The sequence below is a fragment of the Blastococcus sp. TML/M2B genome, from assembly GCF_016612865.1.
In the GTDB taxonomy this organism is placed as follows: domain Bacteria; phylum Actinomycetota; class Actinomycetes; order Mycobacteriales; family Geodermatophilaceae; genus Blastococcus.
Map to the genome: position 1 here is coordinate 1,262,359 of NZ_JAENZZ010000001.1, position 19,093 is coordinate 1,281,451.

Consider the following 19,093-nt stretch of genomic DNA (forward strand, 5'->3'; position numbering starts at 1 on the left):
CAGAATGAACATCCACGGCAATGCACGTCCATGAGGGATCGAAAGGACAATTCGAGATGAGTACCGCCACGTACAGCGTCGTCGGCATGACCTGCGGCCACTGCGTCAACTCCGTGGCCGAAGAGGTCCGCCAGGTTCCCGGCGTCACCGACGTCAGCGTCGATCTCGCCACCGGTGGACTCACCGTCAGCGCCGTGGCCGATGTGGACGACGGTGCCGTGCGCACTGCCGTTGAAGAAGCCGGGTATCAGGTAGCCGAGCCCGTCAACCTGCTCGCAGGGGCTGGAGAGCAGACGTCCGGGTGTGGCTGCGGCTGCAGCTGAAAGTCTGCGCCCGGAGGCTGTTCGTGGGGTACCGCTAGCGGCCCATCGCCGGCCCATTCCGACGTCCGCCACGCGGGCGGCGGCACCGCAGGCAGCTGACCGAAAGTGGCCTTGTGTCGGCACGACTCGGATGGCGCCCCTTCGGGAGCCGTCGCGCTGTAAGTGCCGGCCGTGGCGCAGCTCCGCGTCCTCATCATAGGCCCGAAGGTGCTCAGGGTGGTCACGGTCCCGGACGAGACCGGGACCGTGACCGCCGGCTGGAGACCCCTGCTCGAGTCGTCACCGTCAGGGACATGTGGCCGCCCTTACCGCGATCACTCCGACGCGCAGTCCCGCAGGGCCGAACCCTCGAAGTCGGGAACGCCGCGGGCCTGCGCCTCCTCGGCCGTGGCGGCCTCCCCGTTCTCCTCGATGTCCTGGATCAGCCACTCCATCTCGGCGATCTCGCGCTCCTGGGCCTTGATGATCTCGACGGCGAGCTGGCACACCCGGACGTCGGTGATGTCGGCGCGCTCGGACCGGGTGATGGCTAGCGAGTGGTGCGGGATCATCGCGTTCATCCACGCGGAGTCCTGCACGGTGGCCTGGCTGCGGTCCAGCGCGATGCCGCCGCCCAGCAGCAGGAGGCTCACCGCCACGATCGCGATGTTGCCCTTCATGTTCTTGTACATGTTGAGCATCCAGCCGAGCATGATCAACCCCATGGTGCCGCCCATGGTGACCGCCATGAACACGCGGCTCTGGCTGAACTGGACGTGGCTCCACTCCCACGTGCCGGCGAACATCGTGAAGTACATGACGACCATGGACGTCGTGATCATGGCCGCGAAGCGCAGGTACATCTTCGTCTCGTGGGACATGCCGCCGTCCTGACCGTGTTCCTTCGTCTCGTCGCTCTTCTTGGTCGCCATGGATCCGATCTCCGTCCTGGCTGTCATCGGTGGGGAGGAACTCCGCAAACCAATGACTGCATCGTCACGCGAGCCGTTCGCCGCAGCCTGCGACGTCACATGTGTGTTGTTGCAGCGGTATCGGCCGAGGCGCGAGACCGCTGCATGGGTAGATGTTGGTTGGCGTACGTCGATCGCCCGAATGCCCGTACGGTCATACGGGTAAACCGAAGAGTCGGTACCGCCGTCGGGACAGCTGGCGTTGCGATCACGACAAACTCGCCATGAGTGCCGACTTGTTCGGCATCGACCGGGCGACATCAGCCCGCGACGCCGGACGACTGGACGAAGAGCGAGCCGATCTGTGGAGGCGATGGCGTCGGGTGTCGTTGTGACCACGATGCCTTCGGCGGTCGGCGGTGGCAGCTCGACGATCAGCGCCGCTGGAGCGATGGTTCGGCCCCGGGGCGTCGTTTAGGCCGCTCTTGCCCTGGCGCCGTCGGGGCCGGCCCACCGTGCAGTGCCTGTCAGCCCAGCGAGCCGATGAGGTCTCGGCACGCCTGCTCGCAGCGCCGACAGGCCTCGGCGCAGATTCGGCAGTGCTCGTGCATCGAGGCATGGCTCTCGCACTCGTCGCCGCACGCCTTGCAGGCGGCAGCGCAGGCCTCGAGCACCGCCCGGGTGAGGTTGGCGTCGTAGCCGGTGTGCCGGGAGAGCACGCGGCCGGTGGCGTCGCAGATGTCGGCGCAGTCAGTGTTCGTGCGGATGCACTTCGTCAGCTCGGCGACCTTGTCCTCGCTGAGGCAGGCGTCGGCACAGGCGGTGCAGGCCTGGGCGCACTCGAAGCAGGCCTCGATGCAGGCCAGCAGCTTCTGCTTGTCCACCCCGCCGAGATCCTTGGGGTAGGTGTCGAGCATCTGGGCTGCCACGGTCATGGTTGCCTCCTCGGGTTGCCGGCGCCGGCTGGCTCGGATGTCGCCCGGATCGGGCGCTGACGATTCCGGCGGTACCCGCAGACCCGTACGGGTATGGGCGGCCTGGAGGTGTTTCTCGATGTCTGAACCTGACCACGCCCATCCGGTCGACCCGGAACGTGTCGCGCACGCCCGTGCCCGGCTGCCGAGCCGGGAGGAAGTCGCCCAGCTGACCAGCGTGCTGAGCCTGATGGCCGATCCCACCCGGGCCCGAGTCCTGTTCGCGCTCGACATGGTGGACGAGCTCTGTGTCGGCGATCTCGCACTGGCCCTGGAGGCCAACGAGGACGCCGTGGGGTACGCGCTCCGGTTGTTGCGCACGGCGGGACTGGTGACCAACCGGAAGCAGGGGCGCGTCGTGTTCTACCGCCTGGCCGAGGGTTTCCCCGAGCCGCTGCGGGAACACTGCCTCCGCCAGTTGGTCGTCCTTTCGGAAGCGGCGCCGGACGACGACTGACAGTTGGGTGTCGACGCTGGCACGGCTGCCAAAGGCGGGGTGATCGTCGCCGCGCGAACATCCACGACCGCCCCTACAGTCGGCCACACCCGGACGGTCGTCCGGATGATCGCTGTCGTATCCCCGGCCCGATACCGGCCGCTCCCAGCGGCATCTCCGTTGAGGGGAGGAGAGCGCCATGGTCGCGCTGCTGTCGCTGGCCGCCCTGGTCGGGGCCGGGATCGTCGGGCTGTACGCGCTGTCGGCGGCGTTGCGCACCGCCCGGGAGCCCGCCGCCGTGCTGCCGTACGAGTCGGGCCTGCTCCCACAGCAGCACGCCGTCTCCCGCTACCACGCGCGGTGGTACGCGGTCACGGTCCTCTTCCTGGCCTTCGACATGGAGATGATCTTCATGTACCCGTGGGCGGTCGTGGTCGCGGACATGGGGACGACGGCCGTCGTCGAGATGTTCGGCTTCCTCGCCGTGCTGCTCGTCGGTGTCACGTACGTCTGGCGTGAAGGTGCGCTGCGATGGACGTGATCGCTCGGCTGCGGACCTGGGCGCTGGCGAGGCCGCGGGTGCTGCTCGTCGACGCCCCGGGCGTGACGATGCTCCGGTGGTCCGTCGAGGCCGAGTTGGACCGGCGCGGCTGGCCGTGCGCCGTGTCGCCTGCGGACACCGACTTGCTGGTCGTCCTCGGCGAACCCGGACCCGAGCTGGCAGAAGCCGTCGAGGTGCTGTGGAGCCAGGTCCTCGAGCCGCGGCACCGAGTGGACGTGCAGCGCACCGAGGACTTCGCCGTTGCTCTGGACCAGGGCCGAGCTGCGCTGGTCCGGCCGGCCGAATCAGGAACGAAGGGGGACGGCCGGCCGTCGCCGGCCTCGTTGCTCGGGAAGGACGAGAAAGAGGACGCCCAGGACGAGGGCATGGGCCAGGCCGGTCACGAGGGCATGGGCCAGGCCGGTCACGAGGGCATGGGCCAGGCCGGTCACGAGGGCATGGACCACGGCGGTGGTCACGAGGGCATGGACCACGGCGGTGAGGTGGCCGGGCTGCCGATGGCCTCGACCGGCCCGGACCGGGATGGGCTCGAACTCGACGTTCTGAAGGTGGCGCTCGGGCCGGTACTGCTGGGCTGGCCGACTGGTCTGGTGTTGCGGGCGGATCTGCAGGGTGACGTCCTCACCTCCGCAGAACTGGCCTGGCTCGACGCCGGCACCGTTTCCACCGCGCATGACCAGTCCAACTCCCAGCGGGCCGCACTCGACCGGCTCGCCCACTTCCTCGACGTGGCCGGCTGGCCGACGGCCGCCCGCGACGCACGCCGCGCCCGGGACAGGGTGGCCGAGGAAGCCAATCGAGATGAGGCGCAGCGGCTCGCCGAGGCCGTGGCGCGGCGGGTGAGCCGGTCGCGGACCTTGGCGTGGACGGCCGGAGGCATCGGGAGGCGCGGATCTGGGGGAGACGCCCTGGACCGGGTCAGGCGTTGGTGCGACATGGCGTCGGGGCAGCCGGTCGAGGACTTGCCCGCGATGTCACTGGACGGCGTCGCAGCCCTGGTGGAGGGCGCCGAGATCGGGAGCGCACGGCTGATCGTGGCCAGCCTCGACCTCAGCCCCGTGTCCGCAGTCTCGGCTCCGGAGCACCTGCATGCCTGAGCAGACTCTGGCGGAGGCGTGGGGGCTGGTCCCGGCAGTCCTTGGGATCGTGGCGGTCGGTCTGGTCCTAGGCGTCGTGGTGACGGCGGTCGACCGCGTCGTCGTCTTCGGCGCGCCTGGGGCCGCTGTCGAGCCGATCCGCTCGAGCGCGCGTCTGCTGGTCGAGCAGCGGCGGACGACTCTGGCGCCGGATCGGCTGCTGTGGCGAACCGGGTGCGTCGCTGTGCCGACACTGGCGCTGCTGTCTCTGGCGGTGGTACCCGTGGCTGGCCGAACCCTGTGGTCGACCAGCGCCGATCTCGTGTGGTTCAACGCCATGGAGGCACTGCTGTGGGCGGCGGTGTGGCTGGTCGGCTGGGGTCCGAATGCCGTCCATGCCCTGACCGGTGGATACCGATTTCTCGCCCAGGGCCTGGCCTATGAGCTGCCGCTGATGTTCGCGCTCATCACGGCTGGCCTGGGGGCCGGCTCACTGCGCACGACGGACGTCGTGGCCGCGCAGGAGAGCCTGTGGTTCGTGGTCACGATGCCGGTCGCCTTCGTGGTCTTTGTGGCCAGCGCCGCGGCCTTCGCCTTCTGGGGGCCGTTCGCCGCACCGGCCGCAGCTGACATCGCCGGCGGCATCACCTCGGAACTGTCCGGGGTGGACCGGCTGCTGGTGGAGGCCGGTCGCGCCGTCTTCCTCGGCGCGAGCGCGGCCATGGCGGCGGCGCTGTTCCTCGGCGGCGACTCCGGCCCCTGGTTGCCCGGCCCGCTGTGGCACCTGCTGAAGACCCTGGCCGTCGTCGCTGCTCTGGTCTGGGTGGGACGACGGATGCCGGTGCTGCGGCCCGACCGCACGGTGGAGGTCGGCTGGATGGTCCTCGTCCCGCTGACGCTCCTGCAGGCGTTGGTCGTCGCCGTGCTCGTCCTGAACGGGTTCTACGCGTGAGGAGGAGCCGATGCTGAGCGACCTCTCCGGCTGGGCGATCACGGCCGTCGCCGTCCTCGGGGTCCTGTCGGTCGCCGCGGGGGTCGCCGTCTTCGTCGTCGACTCGATGGCACGGGCGACCTTCGCCCTGCTGGCGTCGTTTCTCGCCGTGGCGGGCGTCCTGCTCGCCCTCGACCTGGTCTACCTGGCCGTCGTGACGGCGCTGATGATGACGATCGAGATGGCGATCATGGCCGTCTTCATGATCATGTTCATGATGAACCCGGCCGGGCTCATGCCGATGACGATGGTGCACAACGCCAAAGGCTCGGCCGCGGTCGGCGCGGGAGTCTTCGTCCTCCTCGCGGTGGGCATCTGGACGATCGACTGGCCGACGACGAACCCGGTTCGCCCCGACGACAGCACCCGCCAGCTCGGCGAGGCGATCATGGGCAGCCACATGCTGGTCATGCTGGTGATCGGCATCGGGCTGTTCACCACGATCCTGGCCGGCACCGTTCTGGCCACCTCGCGCGGCCGTTACGACCGCCTCGGCCCGGGTCTTGACGCCGAGCACCCGGACGACCCGGTGCCCGGGGGACTGCGCCGATGACCGCCGAACTGGTGCTCCAGATCGTGCTGACCGTCGCCGCCGGCCTGATCGGCGTCGGGCTGTTCGGGGCGTTGTCCCAGCAGACGATCGTCATGGTGATGATGGGCCTCGAGCTCGTCCTCAACGGTGTGCTGTTGGCCGGGGGAGCGGCCTGGTACTTCCTCGCGCCGGAGCTCCCCGACGCCCAGATGCTGGTCGTCGTCGCCCTGGTGGTTATGGCGGTGGAGATGGCCATGGGCTTCGCCGTCACTGTCGCCTTCTATCGAGCTCGGCAGCTCGACATGATCGACATGGCGTCGGACCTGCGCGGATGAGCGCCGTCCTCGGCGCGCTGGTGCTGCTCCCCGCCCTGACCGGTGCGGGGCTGCTGGTCGCCGGTCGGCGGGCCGATCGCGCCGCCGGCCCGCTGGCCGTGGCCGTTACGGGGGTCGGCGTGGCACTGGCAGCGCTGGTGGCCGGGACCCGGCCGCGCCTGTCGGTGCCATTCCTCGGAGTCGTCGAGGGCGGGGACCTCCGCCTGGTCGTCGACGGGCTCTCCGCCGTGCTGATCGTCCTGGTCGCGGGGATCGCCCTGCTGGTCACGCTCTTCGCCGTCGCGGACCTGCCGGGGAACACGGCGCGGGCCCGCTTCTTCGGCTATCTGCTGTTGTTCGTTGCGGCCATGCTGGCGACGGTCACCGCGGCAACCTTGCCCACGCTTCTGTTGGCGTGGGAGGTCATGGGGGCGACCTCCTACGCGCTCATCGGCTACCACTGGGAAGAGCCGGGCAAGCTGGCCGCCGGCACCCGGGCGTTCGTGACAACCCGGGCCGGGGATCTCGGCCTGTACGTCGCCGCCGGGGCGGCACTGGCCGCGACCGGGAGCCTGGTGCTGGCCGATCTGGAGAGCGCCAACGGCGGCTGGGCGGACATGGCCGCCGCCGGCGTACTGGTCGCCGCGCTCGGCAAGTCGGCGCAGCTGCCCTTCTCGGCCTGGCTCTCGGCCGCGATGCAGGGGCCGAGCCCGGTGAGCGCGCTGCTGCACTCGGCCACGATGGTGGCCGCCGGTGGATACCTGCTGATCCGAATGCAGCCACTGCTCGCCGCGACCGGCTGGGCCGCAACGGCGGCGGCGTGGGCGGGGGCGTTGACCGCCCTGGTCCTGGGTGCCGTGGCCGTGGCGCAGACCGACCTCAAGCAGCTGCTCGCGGCCAGCACCGCCGCGCAGATCGGCTTCGTCGTCCTCGCCGCCGGGGTGGGGGCGACAGCCGGCGGGACGGCGCAGCTCGTCGCGCACGCCGCGGTGAAGGCCGGCCTTTTCGTCGCGGCCGCTGCCTGGCTCACCGCGCTGGGCACCAAGCAGCTAGCCGGTCTGCGGGGCGCCGCCCGCCGGTATCCGGGAATGGGAGCCGCGGCCACCGTCGCCGCCCTCGCCCTGGCCGGCGTGCCACCGCTGTCGCTGTGGGCCACCAAGGACGAGGTACTCGCCGGTGTCGACGGAACGGCCCTGCGGGTGGTGGGCCTTGCCGCCGCCGCCATCTCCGCGATCTACGCCGGTCGGATCCTGGCCGTCGTCCTCGCCAGGCCGGCGGGGGACGAGGCGTTCGACGAGGAGGAGCCGGGCACCCGGCGCGTCCCGGCCCTGACCACGGCCGTCGCCGGCGTGCTGGCCGTGTTCGCCGCCGGGCTGGGTGTGCTCGCGCTGCCGGCCGTGGTAGAGGAATTCAAGGCGGTCCTGGACGTGGAGGGGGAGCCGTCCCCGGGGTTGGGGGAGCTGCTGCTCTCCGGGGCGCTCGCGCTGGTGGCCCTGGGGCTGACCGTCGCCGTGGTCCGGGCCCGCCCTGCCGTCATGGAGCAGCTCTCTCGGGGTCCGCTCGCCTCGTGGGCCGGGCTGGGACGGCTGCTATCGCCGCGACCGGCCATGGCAGTGGCGCGGGTGCTAGCCACCGTGGACGACAGGGTGCTGGACCGGGCGGTGATGGGTGTGGCTGTCGGCGCCCGCCGGATTGCGAGCATGGCATCACGGGCGGACGACGGCGTCCTGGACAGCGCCGTGTCGGGAGTCGCCTCGGCGACCCGACGTACTGCCGCCGGGTCCGCGCGAATCGACACCGGAGTGGTGGACGGCGCGGTCCGCGCGATGGCGACGGCGTTCCGCCACGCGGGGAGTGCCGCGCGTCGTCCGCAGACGGGGCTACTGCACCAGTACTACGCCCAGGCCGTCGTCGGCCTGGGGTTCCTGCTCGTCCTGCTGCTCGTGGTGAGGTAGTCGTGCTGCTGACCGTCGTGATCTTCCTGCCGCTGGTGGCCGCCGGCGCGCTGCTGGCCGCCCGCCGGCTCAGCGGCCGCGCCGCCATCGGGCTGTGGGTGGCGGTCTCGGCCGTCGACCTGGCGCTGGTCGGCTGGATGTGGTGGCGCTTCGAGCCCGGCGAGGGCGCCTCGGGAGTCGTCGATGGCCTGGCGTACGAGGTGGACCTGCAGTGGATCCCCACGGTCGACGCCGGCTACCGCATCGGCGTCGACGGGCTCTCCCTGCCACTGCTGGCTCTGACCGGGGTGCTGTTCCTCGCTTGCGCCATCTACTCACTCCGAGAGCCGGACCGGCCGCACACCTACGCGGCGCTGTTCCTCTTTTTGCAGACCGCCTGCCTGGGCACGTTCGCCTCGCTCGACCTCATCCTCTTCTTCGTCTTCTTTGACCTGTCCATCGTCGGGATGTACTTCGTCATCGCCGGCTGGGGACACGGCAACGCCCGGCGCAGCGCACTGAAGTTCTTCCTCTACACGTTCATCGGGTCCCTGGCGCTGCTCGTGGGCTTCATCGGGCTGTTCCTCGGCAGCGAGGAGCGGACATTGCGCGACATGGTGGCGCTGGCGGAGAACCCGCCGCTGGCGGACTGTCCGGTCGCCGGCGGCCTGGTCCTGCTGGCGATCGGTCTCGGCCTGGCGGTGAAGACGCCGCTGTTCCCGTTCCACACCTGGCTGCCCGACGCGCACACCGACGCCCCAGCTGCCGGGAGCGCCGTCCTCGCCGGGATCCTGCTCAAGCTCGGCACCTACGGGTTCGTGCGGATCGCCATGCCGATCCTGCCCGAGGCCTGGCAGCGATGGGCCATGGTCGCCGTCGTCGTCGGGGTGATCAGCGTGCTGTGGGGCGCCTTCGTCGCCCTCGCCCAGATCGACGTCAAACGGATGATCGCTTACACCTCGGTCAACCACATGGGCTACGTGCTCCTCGGCCTGGGCTCGGCCGGCCTGGTCGCCTCCGCAGACGAGGGTGCCCGGACCGTGGCCACGGTCGGGGCGATGTACCAGATGGTCAGCCACGGCCTGCTCACCGGCGCACTGTTCTTGCTCAGCGGCGTGCTGTGGTCCCGCGGGCGCACCTACGCTTTCGACCGCTGGGGCGGCCTGGCGAGGCCGGCGCCAGTCTTTGCGGCGTGCCTCGCGGTCGCCGCGTTCGGCTCCCTGGGATTGCCCGGCTTCTCCGGGTTCATTGCCGAGTTCCAGGTCTTCACCGGAGCCCTGCAAGCCGCGCCCGTCGCCACAGTGCTCGCCGTCGTCGGCATCCTCGTGACCGCGGGGCTGTTCCTGCTGGCCCTGCAGCGGCTGCTCACCGGCGACACCGTCGTCCCGTCCGAGACGGACCCCGATGAGACGGGGGAGGGCCCGGCTTCGGAGCGGACCGATGGCGGGACGGCGATTGCCACCCAGCCGCGGACGGCGACCCGAATGGCGGACCTGCGCGGACACGAGGTGGCCTCGATCGTCCCGCTCCTCGTGCTCGCCCTGGTCTTCGGAGTGCTCCCGCGTGCCCTGCTGGACGTGCTGGAGCCGGCTGCCATGGCGGTGGTGGAGCTGGTGTCCCGGTGACGGGCATGTCCGGGGGCGGCGAGCGGGTGCTCGCCCTGCTTCCCGAGTTGCTGCTGCTCCTGGGCGCGGTCGGTGGCCTGCTCCTGGGCCTCTGGACGCCGCAGCACCGGCAGTGGCGGGTCCGGCTCCTGGTCACCGTCGCTTGCCTGGCCAGCGCGGTCGCTGCTGCCGTCGCGCTGCCCAAGCCGGCGGAGCGGGTGTTCGAGGGCACCTGGGTCGTCGACACCACCACCGGCGTGGTCCGCATCGTCATCGCGCTCGGTGTGGCTGTCCTCGTCTGGCTGGCATCGGCCTCGCTGGCGGGACACCCGCGCGAGACCGAGGCCTACGTCCTGATGCTGCTCGGTGGGCTCGGCAGCGTCGCGCTGGCCGCCAGCGGCGACTTGCTGCTGCTCGTCGCGGCCTATCTGCTGGCCAGCGTCCCGCTGTACGCCCTCGCCGGCTTCGCCAAGGACTCCGCAGGTGTCGAAGCGACGATGAAGTACTACCTCATGGGTGCCTTCGTCGGCGTTCTCATACTGGTCGGCGTCGCCGCCCTAGTGCTCGCCGCCGGCACGACCGGATACCTCGACCTTGCCGCGCTGCTCCCGGATGCCCCCCCGGCGCTGCTCGCGGTGGGCGTCCTCGGCGTGCTCGCCGGGGTCGCCTTCAAGGCCGGTGCCGTGCCGGTGCACTTCTGGGTTCCCGACGTCACGGCGGGCACGACCCCGCCTATGGCCGCCTACATCACCACGATTCCCAAGGTCGGCGCGGTCGCTGCCGCATTCCGGCTGCTCGCCGAGCCGTTCGCCGACGTCCCGCTCGACGTACCGCTCCTGGTCGCGGTCATCGCCGCGGCCAGCATGACCCTGGGCAACCTGGCGGCGTTCAACCAGACCGACGTCCTGCGACTGCTGGCCTACTCGACGGTCAGCCAGGTCGGTTACCTGTTCATGGTCGTCGCCGTCGCCGCCCGCACCGACCTCGCCGTCCCGGCCCTGGCGATCTACCTGGCCGGCTACGCGGTGACCAACATCGGCGCCTTCGCCGCCGTCGCGGCGGCCCCGGGGGCCCGCACGATCACCGACTGGGCGACCGCGATCGGACGCCACCGATGGCTCGTCGTCAGCCTCGTCGTCTGCCTGCTCGGCCTCGTTGGCACTCCACCCACGGCGGTCTTCGTCGGCAAGCTCGCTGTTTTCGCGGCGGCCTGGGATGGCGGGCTCGCGTGGCTGGTCGTCGTGGCGGCCATCAACACGGTGGCGAGCCTCTTCTACTACCTGCGTTGGATCGCTCCCGCCGCTACGGGAGTCGCCGCCAGCGAAAGCACGGCGGCGGCTGCCCGGGGGACGGAGCCGGGCACCTTCGCGGGAACGGCGCAGCGTGTCGTGATCGAGCCGGTCGTCGTTCTCCATACGGCCGCCGTCGTGTCCCTGCTTCTCGGGATCTGGTCGGGCGTCTGGCTCGCTGTCCTCCTGCCGGGCTGACTGTCCGCCACCCGGTCGCCGGAGTTCATGGCGTGCCGTACAGGGCCGCAGCCGTGCCGGCGCTGCCCCTCGACGACGATGTGCCGCACATGGTCATGCGGCGTTGATGGATGCGCGCCGGCGGGAGATGGTTCGTTTGGTGGTGGCGAGCTGCTGGGCGATGTCGCGGATGGACTTGCCGCGTTCGGTGAGGCGCCGGACGACCTCCTTTTGCTCAGCGGGGGTCAGGTGCTCGAGGCGGACGCCGTCGCCCGCGAGGGCGCGCTCGATGGCGATCTCGTCGAGGTCGTCGTCCTTCTCTACGCGTCCAGCGTGGTTTTGCGGCTCTGGGTCGGTGTCGATGTCGTCCCAGGCCAGAGGTGGCAGCCAGCCGCGTTCGGCGGCGAAGGCACGGGCGCCGTCGGCGGCGGCGTGCTGGTCGACGGTGGAGCGTGGTGGGCGCAGGTTCCACAGCTGTTCGTAGAGGTCGCTGACGTCCTGGGCGGTCTGCGCGGTGACGGAGTCGCTGAGCATGCTCCGTCGGAGCCCGGCGGAGCGTCGGCCGAGCCTGGCGGCCAGCTCGTCGTGGGGCCATCCAACGGCGATCAGGGCCTGCAGCCGTCGACGAGTGCCCGTGGCGACGACGTGACTGCGCGGCGCCCGGTTCGCCTGGTCGACGCGAACGCGCAAGACCTGGTGGGCGGTGTCGGGCCGGACGCGCTGGATGCCTGGGTGGCCGTCGCGGCCCGGGCCAGTCAGCTCGCGGACGTGGCTGGTCGAGATGCCGGCGAGCATGGCGATCTGCTCGACGCCGATGCCGGCGGCGCGTAACGCGCGGACGTGCTCGCGCACCGGGGCGGCGTCTACGAACGGCCGCCATCGGCCGAAGGTCTGCGCGCGGTGGACGGCACGGCCGGCCGCGGTGTTGGCGGCAGTGCAGGCGGTGCATCGGCAGCGGTCCTTCACGTAGGCGGCACGGGTGCCGTGCACATGCCGAGCACGCGGATGGTTGCAGTCCCGCGTCACCCGGCCCTTCGCGCGCGCTGGACACGGCGACGTGCGCGCTCCATGGCCTGCTGGTGCTTCGCACAAGAATGGCGCGCGTGGTGGACGTCGGCCAGGGCGTGGCTGGCGTACGTGCCGCTGTAGCCGCAGGCCGGGCATGTCCGGGTGGCGCTCATGCCCCGCCCCATGGACATCCGGCGACCGGCTGACCGGTGTGGCCACGACCGGGTACGCCGGCCCTGGCAAGGACGTCTTCGATCCAGTCGGTGCGGAGGCTGCCGGCGTCTCCGACGTGGTCGTCGAAGGCCATGGCCGTGAACTGCTGGGCGACGGCGGCCCACTCCCGGTCGGACAGGGGCCGCTCGAGGTGAGCTTCGACAGTGGGCCGGTCGACGTAAGCGATGCTGGCGCCGATGACGTCGGCCAAGTCGGTGAGCAGCCGGTGGGTGTCGCCGCCATAGCTGTCGACGAAGGCCTGCAGCACGGCGCGGCAAGCTGAGACGGCGTGGGACGGTGCCGGCGCAGGGGCTGCCGCTGTCCGTCGTCTCGGCTGACCGCACATCCCTGCTCCCGCTGGTGAGTAGTCGCTCTCACCGGGAGAAGGCGCTATTCAGAGCGGTTTAGTGACACCTCGTCGAGAGTGAGGAGAAGTCGCGGGGCATGGGAGAGATGGCTCCTCATCGGAGTGTCGGGCGAGTAGCCCGTGGAGTTGTCGTACAGGTGTGCGAGCCTCGGAGGCGTCTTGTCCATCCGCAGTTCGCTCGGAGGGAGCGGCACGGGATGCCAGGTAAGGCACGCGTACACGAACTCGCCAAGGAGTTCGGAGTCGATAGCAAGACACTGCTCGCCAAGCTCAAGGAGCTGGGCTTCTTCGTGAAGTCAGCGTCCAGCCTCGTAGAGGCGCCGGTGGCCCGACAGCTTCGGGAGTGCTTCCCGCACGCCCAACGGTCAACCTCGCCGCCAGGTCGTCCAGCTCCGCGATCAGCGGTGCAGGGGCACGCTGCGCCGTTGCCGCCCGTGAGACGGACGTCGTCTGCGCTACCACCACGGCCGCAGCCGCTGCCCGCCTTGCCGAGCCGTCGACCCAGGCGTGAGTGGTATCGCGGAACCCCGCCGGAGGGGCTCACCAAGTACCTGCTCGATCACTACGTCGTCTGGCGGCGGGATCCGGAGGGGAAGTCACCGGGTGGCTCCTGCTCCTACTTCGATGACGAGGTCCGCCAGGCGAGAGACCTCTCGGCCGAGTGGGCGCCGACTCTCTTCGATGGCCTCGAGTTCGCGGACATCGCGCGGTGGGTGAGGGAGGGTGCGCCTGCCAAGTACGCGGGCGATCTGTACCGAGCGGGCGTCCGGCCGGAGGAGCTCAGTTGGTCGTACGAGGACCGAGGCGCCGAACCCCTGAGCATGCGACTGATCCGCGGTCAGTGGACGGTGGAGATGGTCGTCAACGAGGTCGAGCGACGGCGACAACTGGGGTGACGCGGCGCTGGCCCGCCTCGCCAGCGGTGAAGCGGGCCAGCGCCGCCTTGGCGTATCACCGTCGCGGGGCCTGGCGACAGGGACTCTTTAGGCACCCAATACTCCCGTGCCCAGCCGTCACGAGCCGTCGCAGCCAACGCTTCGCACCGGCTCTGACCTGCGAATTCAGCGCTGTCCAACGCGAGCAAGCGCCTCAAGATCAAATCGCAGGGTTACTGGTTCAAGTCCAGTCGGGGGAGCACTCCGGCCCTTGGTCCCCGCGTCGAGCGGACCGAGGGCTTCGTGCTTTCCGGGGCGAGCCGTTCGATCTGTACTCGGCGCAGCTCGTATCGCTCTGTGTTCCTGCTGGTCAGAAGCCGAGAACTGTCGTACCCCCTCCGTAGCTTGGAGGCATGACATCGGGCGTCGGGATCGCGGTCGGGGTGAGCCTCGAGCCGATCGACGCCGCGCCGTGGCCCGAGGACCTCGTCGACCCGGACGCCACATCGGACGTCGAGCCGCTGGCGGCCTGGTTGCCGCGCCGGCGCACGTCCGCCGAGTCGGCGTCACTGCTCCAGCAGATCACCGCCGCTGAGGCGCAGCTGGCCGCGCTGAAGCTCGATCTGGTGCTCGACATCGCGGCGGAGCGCCCCGCACCCGCGGACCCCCGCCCCGGCGAGGCCCGCGCCGCCGACGTGGGTCCGCCGGGCACCAGCGAGTTCGCCCTCGACGAGCTGGCGCTGGTGCTCAACACGAGCCGCACGGCCGCGGTGACGCTGTTCGACCAGGGGCACGTCCTCGCCACGCGGCTGCCCGCGACCCGGGCCGAACTGGCCACCGGGCGGCTGGACTGGCCCCGGGCCCGGGCGATCGCCGCCGAACTGGGCCGCCCCGCCGATGAGACCGACCCGGTGATCGTCGCCGCGGTGGAGGCGGCCGTCCTGCCGGTCGCCACCGAGCTGTCGGTGCGGCAGCTCCGCGAACTCGTCCGGCGCGAGCTCGCCGCCCGCGACGCGGAGGCAGCCGACCGGCGGCGCGAGCAGGCGCGGAAGGCTGCGGACGTCGGCGTGCGCAACCTCGGCAACGGCATGAGCGAGCTGACCATGCTGATGCCGCACCCCGAGGCGCGCGCCTGCCGGCAGGCCCTCGACGCGCACGCCCGCGAAGCGCAGGCGGCGGGGGACCGGCGGCCGATCGGCCTGCTCCGCGTCGGCGCCGGCATCGACCTCATCCTTCGCCCGTGGCAGGAGCAGCCCGCGGTCACCGCGCACCTGACCGTGGTCGCCCCGCTCGGCGCGCTCACCGCCGGCCGCTTCCTCGCCGACGGCGCACCCCTCCCGGCGGCCTTCCGCCCGTCCGCGGGCAACCCAGCCCCGGTGGGGGAGGTCGACGGCGAGGCCGTCACCGCTGCCCACCTGCGCGAGTTGCTCCAGCAGCTCGACGCGCTCTGCCCCGGCGGGCTGCAGGCGCCCACCGGCGGCCGCCTCGACCTCGCGGTCACCGACGACGGCGGGCGCCTCCTCGCCGTCCTCGGCAGGGGAGAGCTCGATCGCCTCGCCACCCGCGGCTGCCCGAGCCACCCGGACGGCACGTGCGGCTGCCCGCTGACCGGGCCGCCTCCGGCCGTCGATCGCTACAGCCCGTCGGCGACGCAGCGGCGCTTCCTCACCACCCGCGACCGGACCTGCCGCCACCCCGGCTGCTCGGGCCGCGCCGCCTGGGCCGACCTCGACCACGTCCTCGCCCACGGTGCGGGCGGGGTGACCGACTGCTCGAACCTCTGCTGCCTCTGCCGCCGCCACCACCGGCTCAAGACCTTCGCCGAGGGCTGGGCGCACACCCTGGGCGACGACGGCGTGCTCACCGTCATCACGCCGTCCGGCGTCACCCGGATCAGCCGACCACCCGGGTGGCGCGTGCTCCGCGAGCCACCTGCCCCGCCACCGGCACCACCACCGCCGGACGAGGACCCACCGCCGTTCTGACGCGTGGCCGGACCGACCTCAGCCGGGGAGGGTCAGGTGCCGCGGGTTCGCGACCAGCAGCCGGTCGCGGACCCCGGCCCGCACCACGTCGAGCACCTCGTCCCAGCGCCCGTCGAGAGCGCCGCTGGTGATCGCGCGGCTGAGCGCCGCGTCGTCGGCACAGCCGAGCTCGTCCAGCGCGGCCCGGTGCCGGGCCCGGGCAGCACCGCCCAGCCGGAGCTCCCGCTCCACCATGGCCAGCACGTTGTCGGCGACCCGGGCGTGGAACGCGGTGCGTCCGGTGATCTCCGGCCGGACGGAGCCGGTCAGGAAGGTCCGGGTCGCGGCCACGAGCTCCGCCGCCGTCGGCCGGCCGTAGAGCTCGAGGCCGTCCTCCGGTGCCTCGGCAACGGCGTCCGACGGCTCCGCCAGGCCCAGGGCGAGCAGGACGTCAAACTCCTGCTCGCAGGCCCGGCGCCCGATCGCGGCGAACTCGACCGACGGCTCGGCGCCCGAGAGGTGACGCTCGGCCATGACCCGGCACATCAGCCCCCACCGCACGGTGGCATGCAGCTCCCACCACCGCAGCTGCTCCGCCGTCGGCCGCCACCCGGCCACCTCGGCGTAGGCGTCCAGCAGCTGCTCCCGGGTGCCCACCCCGCCGGCCGGCAGCGGCGAGCCGAAGCGCCACACCTTCGCGCAGAGCCAGCCGAGGTCCTCCAGCGGATCGCCGATGTGCACCAGCTCCCAGTCCAGGACGGCGGCCAGCCCCTCGGGCCCGATCATCAGGTTGCCCAGCCGGTAGTCGCCGTGCACCAGTGCCGTCGGGCCCGGCGCCGGCCGGTTCTCCGCCAGCCACCGCAGACCCAGTGCCAGGCCCGGCGGCGGTGGCGGCGCGTCGCCGAGGTAGTCCAGGCGCAGCCGGACGAGCGGATCGCCGGCGGCATCGACACCGGGCAGCGCGTCGAGGGGGACGGCGTGCAGCCGGGCCAGCACCGCGCCCAGCTCGGCCACCAGCCGCGGCCGGACGGCTGCGAACTGCTCGTCCCGCAGCAGCCGCCGGGGGATCGTCTCGCCCTCGACGCGGCCCATGACCAGGTAGCTGTGCCCGAGCGCGCCGCCGTCGTCCCCCACGTCGACCACCTCGGGAACCGGCACCCCCGCCCGGGCGGCCGCCGCCATGGCCACGCCCTCGACGCGCAGGGCCACGCCACCGGTGCCCGCCCCGCTGCGCAGGATCAGCTCCCGACGGGAACCGTCGGCCCCCTCCGCCGTGAACGCCCAAGTCTCCCGGCTCGCCCCGCCGGACAGCCGCGCCAGTCCGTGCACGCGCACGGCCGAGCCCGCCAGCGCGGACAGCCGGTCCGCCAGCCGGGCGGTCAGGTCCTCCACGGACGAGCCGGTCACCGCAGGAAGCCGAACAGCTGCCCGGCCACCCGCCGCATCTGGATCTCCTCGGCCCCCTCCGTGATCCGGTACCGGCGGTGGTGCCGGTAGATGTGCTCGAAGGGCAGGTGCCGGCTGTAGCCCATCCCGCCGTGCACCTGCATCGCCCGGTCGGCGGCGTCGCAGACCAGCCGGTTGGCGCGGTAGTTGCACATCGACACCCGGTGGCCGATCGAGACGGCCGGCTCGCCATGCGCGGCGAGCTCGTCCATCTCGACCGCCGTCCGCCGGATCAGCGTGCGCAGCAGCTCCGCCTCGGTGTGCAGCTCGACCAGCGGGAACTGGATCGCCTGCCGCTCGGACAGCGGCTTGCCGAAACGTGACCCGCTGCCTGGCGTACCGGACCGACTCGTCGATGCAGTACTGCGCGGCGCCCACGCCGGAGGCGGCCTGCCGGATCCGGTTCTCGTGCACGAAGGTCTGGGCCACCGCCAGCCCCTCGCCCTCGGCCCCCAGGATCGCCGAGTCGGGCACCCGCACCCCGTCGAGCTCCACCTCGCCGTGGTCGGTGGGCATGTTGAGCGTCCACCAGTAGAAGGGCACGGAGAAGCCGGGGCTGTCGGTCGGGACGAGGAAGGCGGTGATGCCGCGCGCGGCGCCCGGTTCTCCCGACGTGCGTGCGAACACGAGGTCGTGGGTCGCGGTGTGCACGCCGGTGTTCCACCGCTTGCGCCCGTCGATCACCCAGTCGCCGCCCCGACGCACCGCGGTGGTCTCCATCCAGGTGGCGTCGCTGCCGTGGTCGGGCTCGGTCAGCCCGAAGGCGAGGCCGCGGTCCCCGGCGATCAGCGGCTCGACGAACTCGGCCTTCTGCTCCGGTGTCCCGAACAGGTGCAGCAGCTGCCCGAACACCACGTTCCCCACGATGCTGTGCTCGTTCTGCAGGTCGTTGTGCAGCCCGAGCCCGCGGTGCGCCAGGTGCTCGCGGATCACTGCCATGTCGAGGTTGGAGCCGTTCCGGCCGCCGAGCTCCTCGGGCAGGCTGTAGCGGAAGAAGCCCGCGGCGTCGGCCCTGCGCCGGGCCTCCGCGAGCAGCTCCTCCCAGGCCCGGGTGGGGGTGCCCCCGGCCTCGACGTCGGTACGGGCGAACTCCCGCCGGTGGTCGAAGAACCGCATGTTGTCGTCCTGCTGCTGCAACGGCTCGATCTCCGCCTCGATGAAGCGGTCGAGCTCGCCGAGCAGGTCGGTCAGGTGCGTCGGCAGGGAGAAGTCCACATCGATCCTTCCGGGGAACCGGGAGCCGGGGAGCCGTGGGGCGATGTTGACATCGACGACGGATCTGCGCAGGCTCCGGGCATGACCCCCGTCACAGCCGGGCCCGACGTCCGCGCTGTGGGCGACGACGCGCAGCCCGTCCGGATGAGCCGTGCCGGCGACGTGGTGACGCTGACGCTGGCCAACCCGCAGCGCAAGAACGCGATGTCCCACGAGGCCTGGCTCCTGCTGCGCGACTCGCTCGTCGAGGTGGGCTCCGGCGACGCCCGGGTGCTCGTGGTGACCGGGGCCGGCGACGACTTCTGCGCCGGCGCGGACCTGTCCGCCGTGCGCGGCGGCCGGCCGCCGATGGCGAACATGGCGGAGGTCAACCAGGCCTGCCTCGCGCTGCACCGGCTGCCGATCCCCACGATCGCGCGGGTGGACGGCGTGGCCGTCGGTGCCGGCATGAACCTGGCGCTCGGGTGCGACTTCGTCATCGCCTCCACCCGCGCCCGCTTCTCCGAGATCTTCGCCAAGCGCGGGCTCTCGGTCGACTTCGGCGGCTCGTGGCTGCTCCCGCGGCTGATCGGGCTGCACCGCGCCAAGGAGCTGGTGCTGCTCGGCGACATGCTCGGCGCCGAGGAGGCCCACCGCTGGGGCCTCGTCCGCGAGGTCGTCGAGCCGGACGGGCTCGACGCCGCCGTGGACGCGCTGGCCGGCCGGTTGCTGGCCGGGCCGCCCATCGCCATGCGCCAGTCCAAGCGGATGCTCAACGACTCCTTCGAGGTCGGCCTGGAGCGCGCCCTCGAGGACGAGGCCCGCAGCCAGGAGATCAACTTCGCGACCGACGACGTGCTCGAGGCCGGCCGGGCGTTCCGCGACAAGCGCGCACCCGTCTTCCGCGGCCGCTGACCCCCACGA

19 protein-coding genes and 2 pseudogenes are annotated in these 19,093 nt (G+C 71.8%); 14 read left to right on the forward strand and 7 right to left on the reverse strand.

What is annotated here, in order from left to right; translation table 11 throughout:
* The first annotated feature begins 56 nt into the window (after nt 1–56).
* Nucleotides 57–323 (forward strand): heavy-metal-associated domain-containing protein, encoded by a 267-nt coding sequence (locus tag JKP75_RS06155; protein ID WP_163208138.1) that lies wholly within the window; start codon nt 57–59, stop codon nt 321–323.
* Nucleotides 324–637: 314 nt separating this feature from the next.
* On the opposite strand, the gene JKP75_RS06160 is transcribed toward JKP75_RS06155, so the two are convergent.
* Complete coding sequence (locus JKP75_RS06160; RefSeq protein ID WP_163208136.1) at nt 638–1,234, reverse strand: DUF305 domain-containing protein; 597 nt, start codon at nt 1,232–1,234, stop codon at nt 638–640.
* Between the two features lie 506 nt (nt 1,235–1,740).
* On the reverse strand, nt 1,741–2,148 hold the full coding sequence (locus JKP75_RS06165; protein ID WP_163208134.1) for a four-helix bundle copper-binding protein: 408 nt from the start codon (nt 2,146–2,148) through the stop codon (nt 1,741–1,743).
* Between the two features lie 118 nt (nt 2,149–2,266).
* Here JKP75_RS06165 and JKP75_RS06170 point away from each other — a divergent pair, with 118 nt between their 5' ends.
* The 9 genes from JKP75_RS06170 (at nt 2,267) to JKP75_RS06210 (ending at nt 11,123) form a co-directional block, all read left to right on the forward strand.
* Complete coding sequence (locus JKP75_RS06170; protein ID WP_200492150.1) at nt 2,267–2,644, forward strand: helix-turn-helix transcriptional regulator; 378 nt, start codon at nt 2,267–2,269, stop codon at nt 2,642–2,644.
* Nucleotides 2,645–2,822: 178 nt separating this feature from the next.
* The gene (locus JKP75_RS06175) at nt 2,823–3,164 is read left to right on the forward strand and encodes an NADH-quinone oxidoreductase subunit A (protein ID WP_163208130.1); all 342 of its coding nucleotides are present in this window, start codon (nt 2,823–2,825) and stop codon (nt 3,162–3,164) included.
* The gene (locus tag JKP75_RS06180; RefSeq protein WP_200492848.1) at nt 3,155–4,282 is read left to right on the forward strand and encodes a hypothetical protein; all 1,128 of its coding nucleotides are present in this window, start codon (nt 3,155–3,157) and stop codon (nt 4,280–4,282) included. Before JKP75_RS06175 ends, JKP75_RS06180 begins: the two co-directional genes overlap by 10 nt.
* Before the next feature lie 49 nt (nt 4,283–4,331).
* Nucleotides 4,332–5,213 carry an NADH-quinone oxidoreductase subunit H gene (locus tag JKP75_RS06185; RefSeq protein ID WP_309229561.1) on the forward strand — a complete coding sequence of 294 codons (882 nt, stop codon included), beginning with the start codon at nt 4,332–4,334 and terminating at the stop codon, nt 5,211–5,213.
* Nucleotides 5,214–5,223: 10 nt separating this feature from the next.
* A complete protein-coding gene (locus tag JKP75_RS06190; RefSeq protein ID WP_200492148.1) occupies nt 5,224–5,805 on the forward strand; it encodes an NADH-quinone oxidoreductase subunit J in 582 nt (193 codons plus the stop codon).
* The gene (locus JKP75_RS06195) at nt 5,802–6,119 is read left to right on the forward strand and encodes an NADH-quinone oxidoreductase subunit K (RefSeq protein WP_200492147.1); all 318 of its coding nucleotides are present in this window, start codon (nt 5,802–5,804) and stop codon (nt 6,117–6,119) included. Before JKP75_RS06190 ends, JKP75_RS06195 begins: the two co-directional genes overlap by 4 nt.
* Entirely contained in the window at nt 6,116–8,053 is a 1,938-nt protein-coding gene (locus JKP75_RS06200) for a proton-conducting transporter membrane subunit (protein ID WP_200492850.1), read from the forward strand. The genes JKP75_RS06195 and JKP75_RS06200 overlap by 4 nt, the downstream gene beginning before the upstream one ends.
* 2 nt (nt 8,054–8,055) lie before the next feature.
* A complete protein-coding gene (locus JKP75_RS06205; protein ID WP_200492851.1) occupies nt 8,056–9,657 on the forward strand; it encodes a NuoM family protein in 1,602 nt (533 codons plus the stop codon).
* A 5-nt stretch (nt 9,658–9,662) separates the two neighbouring features.
* Complete coding sequence (locus JKP75_RS06210) at nt 9,663–11,123, forward strand: NADH-quinone oxidoreductase subunit N (RefSeq protein WP_207146584.1); 1,461 nt, start codon at nt 9,663–9,665, stop codon at nt 11,121–11,123.
* Between the two features lie 93 nt (nt 11,124–11,216).
* On the opposite strand, the gene JKP75_RS06215 is transcribed toward JKP75_RS06210, so the two are convergent.
* A complete protein-coding gene (locus JKP75_RS06215) occupies nt 11,217–12,092 on the reverse strand; it encodes a helix-turn-helix domain-containing protein (protein WP_242472814.1) in 876 nt (291 codons plus the stop codon).
* A gap of 187 nt (nt 12,093–12,279) precedes the next feature.
* Nucleotides 12,280–12,591: a hypothetical protein gene (locus JKP75_RS06220; protein WP_200492145.1), complete on the reverse strand. Its 312-nt coding sequence runs from the start codon at nt 12,589–12,591 to the stop codon at nt 12,280–12,282.
* A 296-nt stretch (nt 12,592–12,887) separates the two neighbouring features.
* Between JKP75_RS06220 and JKP75_RS20700 the strand changes: the two are divergent.
* The 3 genes and pseudogenes from JKP75_RS20700 to JKP75_RS06230 all read left to right on the forward strand — a co-directional run.
* Nucleotides 12,888–13,028: pseudogene (locus JKP75_RS20700) on the forward strand (translation initiation factor IF-2 N-terminal domain-containing protein); the annotation flags it as partial.
* 147 nt (nt 13,029–13,175) lie between these two features.
* The gene (locus JKP75_RS20705; protein WP_242472384.1) at nt 13,176–13,586 is read left to right on the forward strand and encodes a hypothetical protein; all 411 of its coding nucleotides are present in this window, start codon (nt 13,176–13,178) and stop codon (nt 13,584–13,586) included.
* A gap of 392 nt (nt 13,587–13,978) precedes the next feature.
* Nucleotides 13,979–15,550, forward strand: a complete 1,572-nt coding sequence (locus JKP75_RS06230) for an HNH endonuclease signature motif containing protein (protein WP_200492143.1) — start codon at nt 13,979–13,981, stop codon at nt 15,548–15,550.
* A gap of 18 nt (nt 15,551–15,568) precedes the next feature.
* Here JKP75_RS06230 and JKP75_RS24395 read toward each other — a convergent pair whose 3' ends face one another.
* From JKP75_RS24395 to JKP75_RS24405, 3 genes and pseudogenes are all read right to left on the reverse strand, one after another.
* A complete protein-coding gene (locus JKP75_RS24395; protein ID WP_200492142.1) occupies nt 15,569–16,936 on the reverse strand; it encodes a phosphotransferase family protein in 1,368 nt (455 codons plus the stop codon).
* Entirely contained in the window at nt 16,933–17,280 is a 348-nt protein-coding gene (locus JKP75_RS24400; RefSeq protein ID WP_375539234.1) for an acyl-CoA dehydrogenase family protein, read from the reverse strand. The genes JKP75_RS24395 and JKP75_RS24400 overlap by 4 nt, the downstream gene beginning before the upstream one ends.
* A gap of 10 nt (nt 17,281–17,290) precedes the next feature.
* Nucleotides 17,291–18,091 (reverse strand): annotated as a pseudogene (locus JKP75_RS24405) (acyl-CoA dehydrogenase family protein); the annotation flags it as partial.
* 180 nt (nt 18,092–18,271) lie between these two features.
* Here JKP75_RS24405 and JKP75_RS06245 point away from each other — a divergent pair.
* A complete protein-coding gene (locus tag JKP75_RS06245; RefSeq protein WP_200492141.1) occupies nt 18,272–19,084 on the forward strand; it encodes an enoyl-CoA hydratase/isomerase family protein in 813 nt (270 codons plus the stop codon).
* The last annotated feature ends 9 nt before the right edge of the window (nt 19,085–19,093 follow it).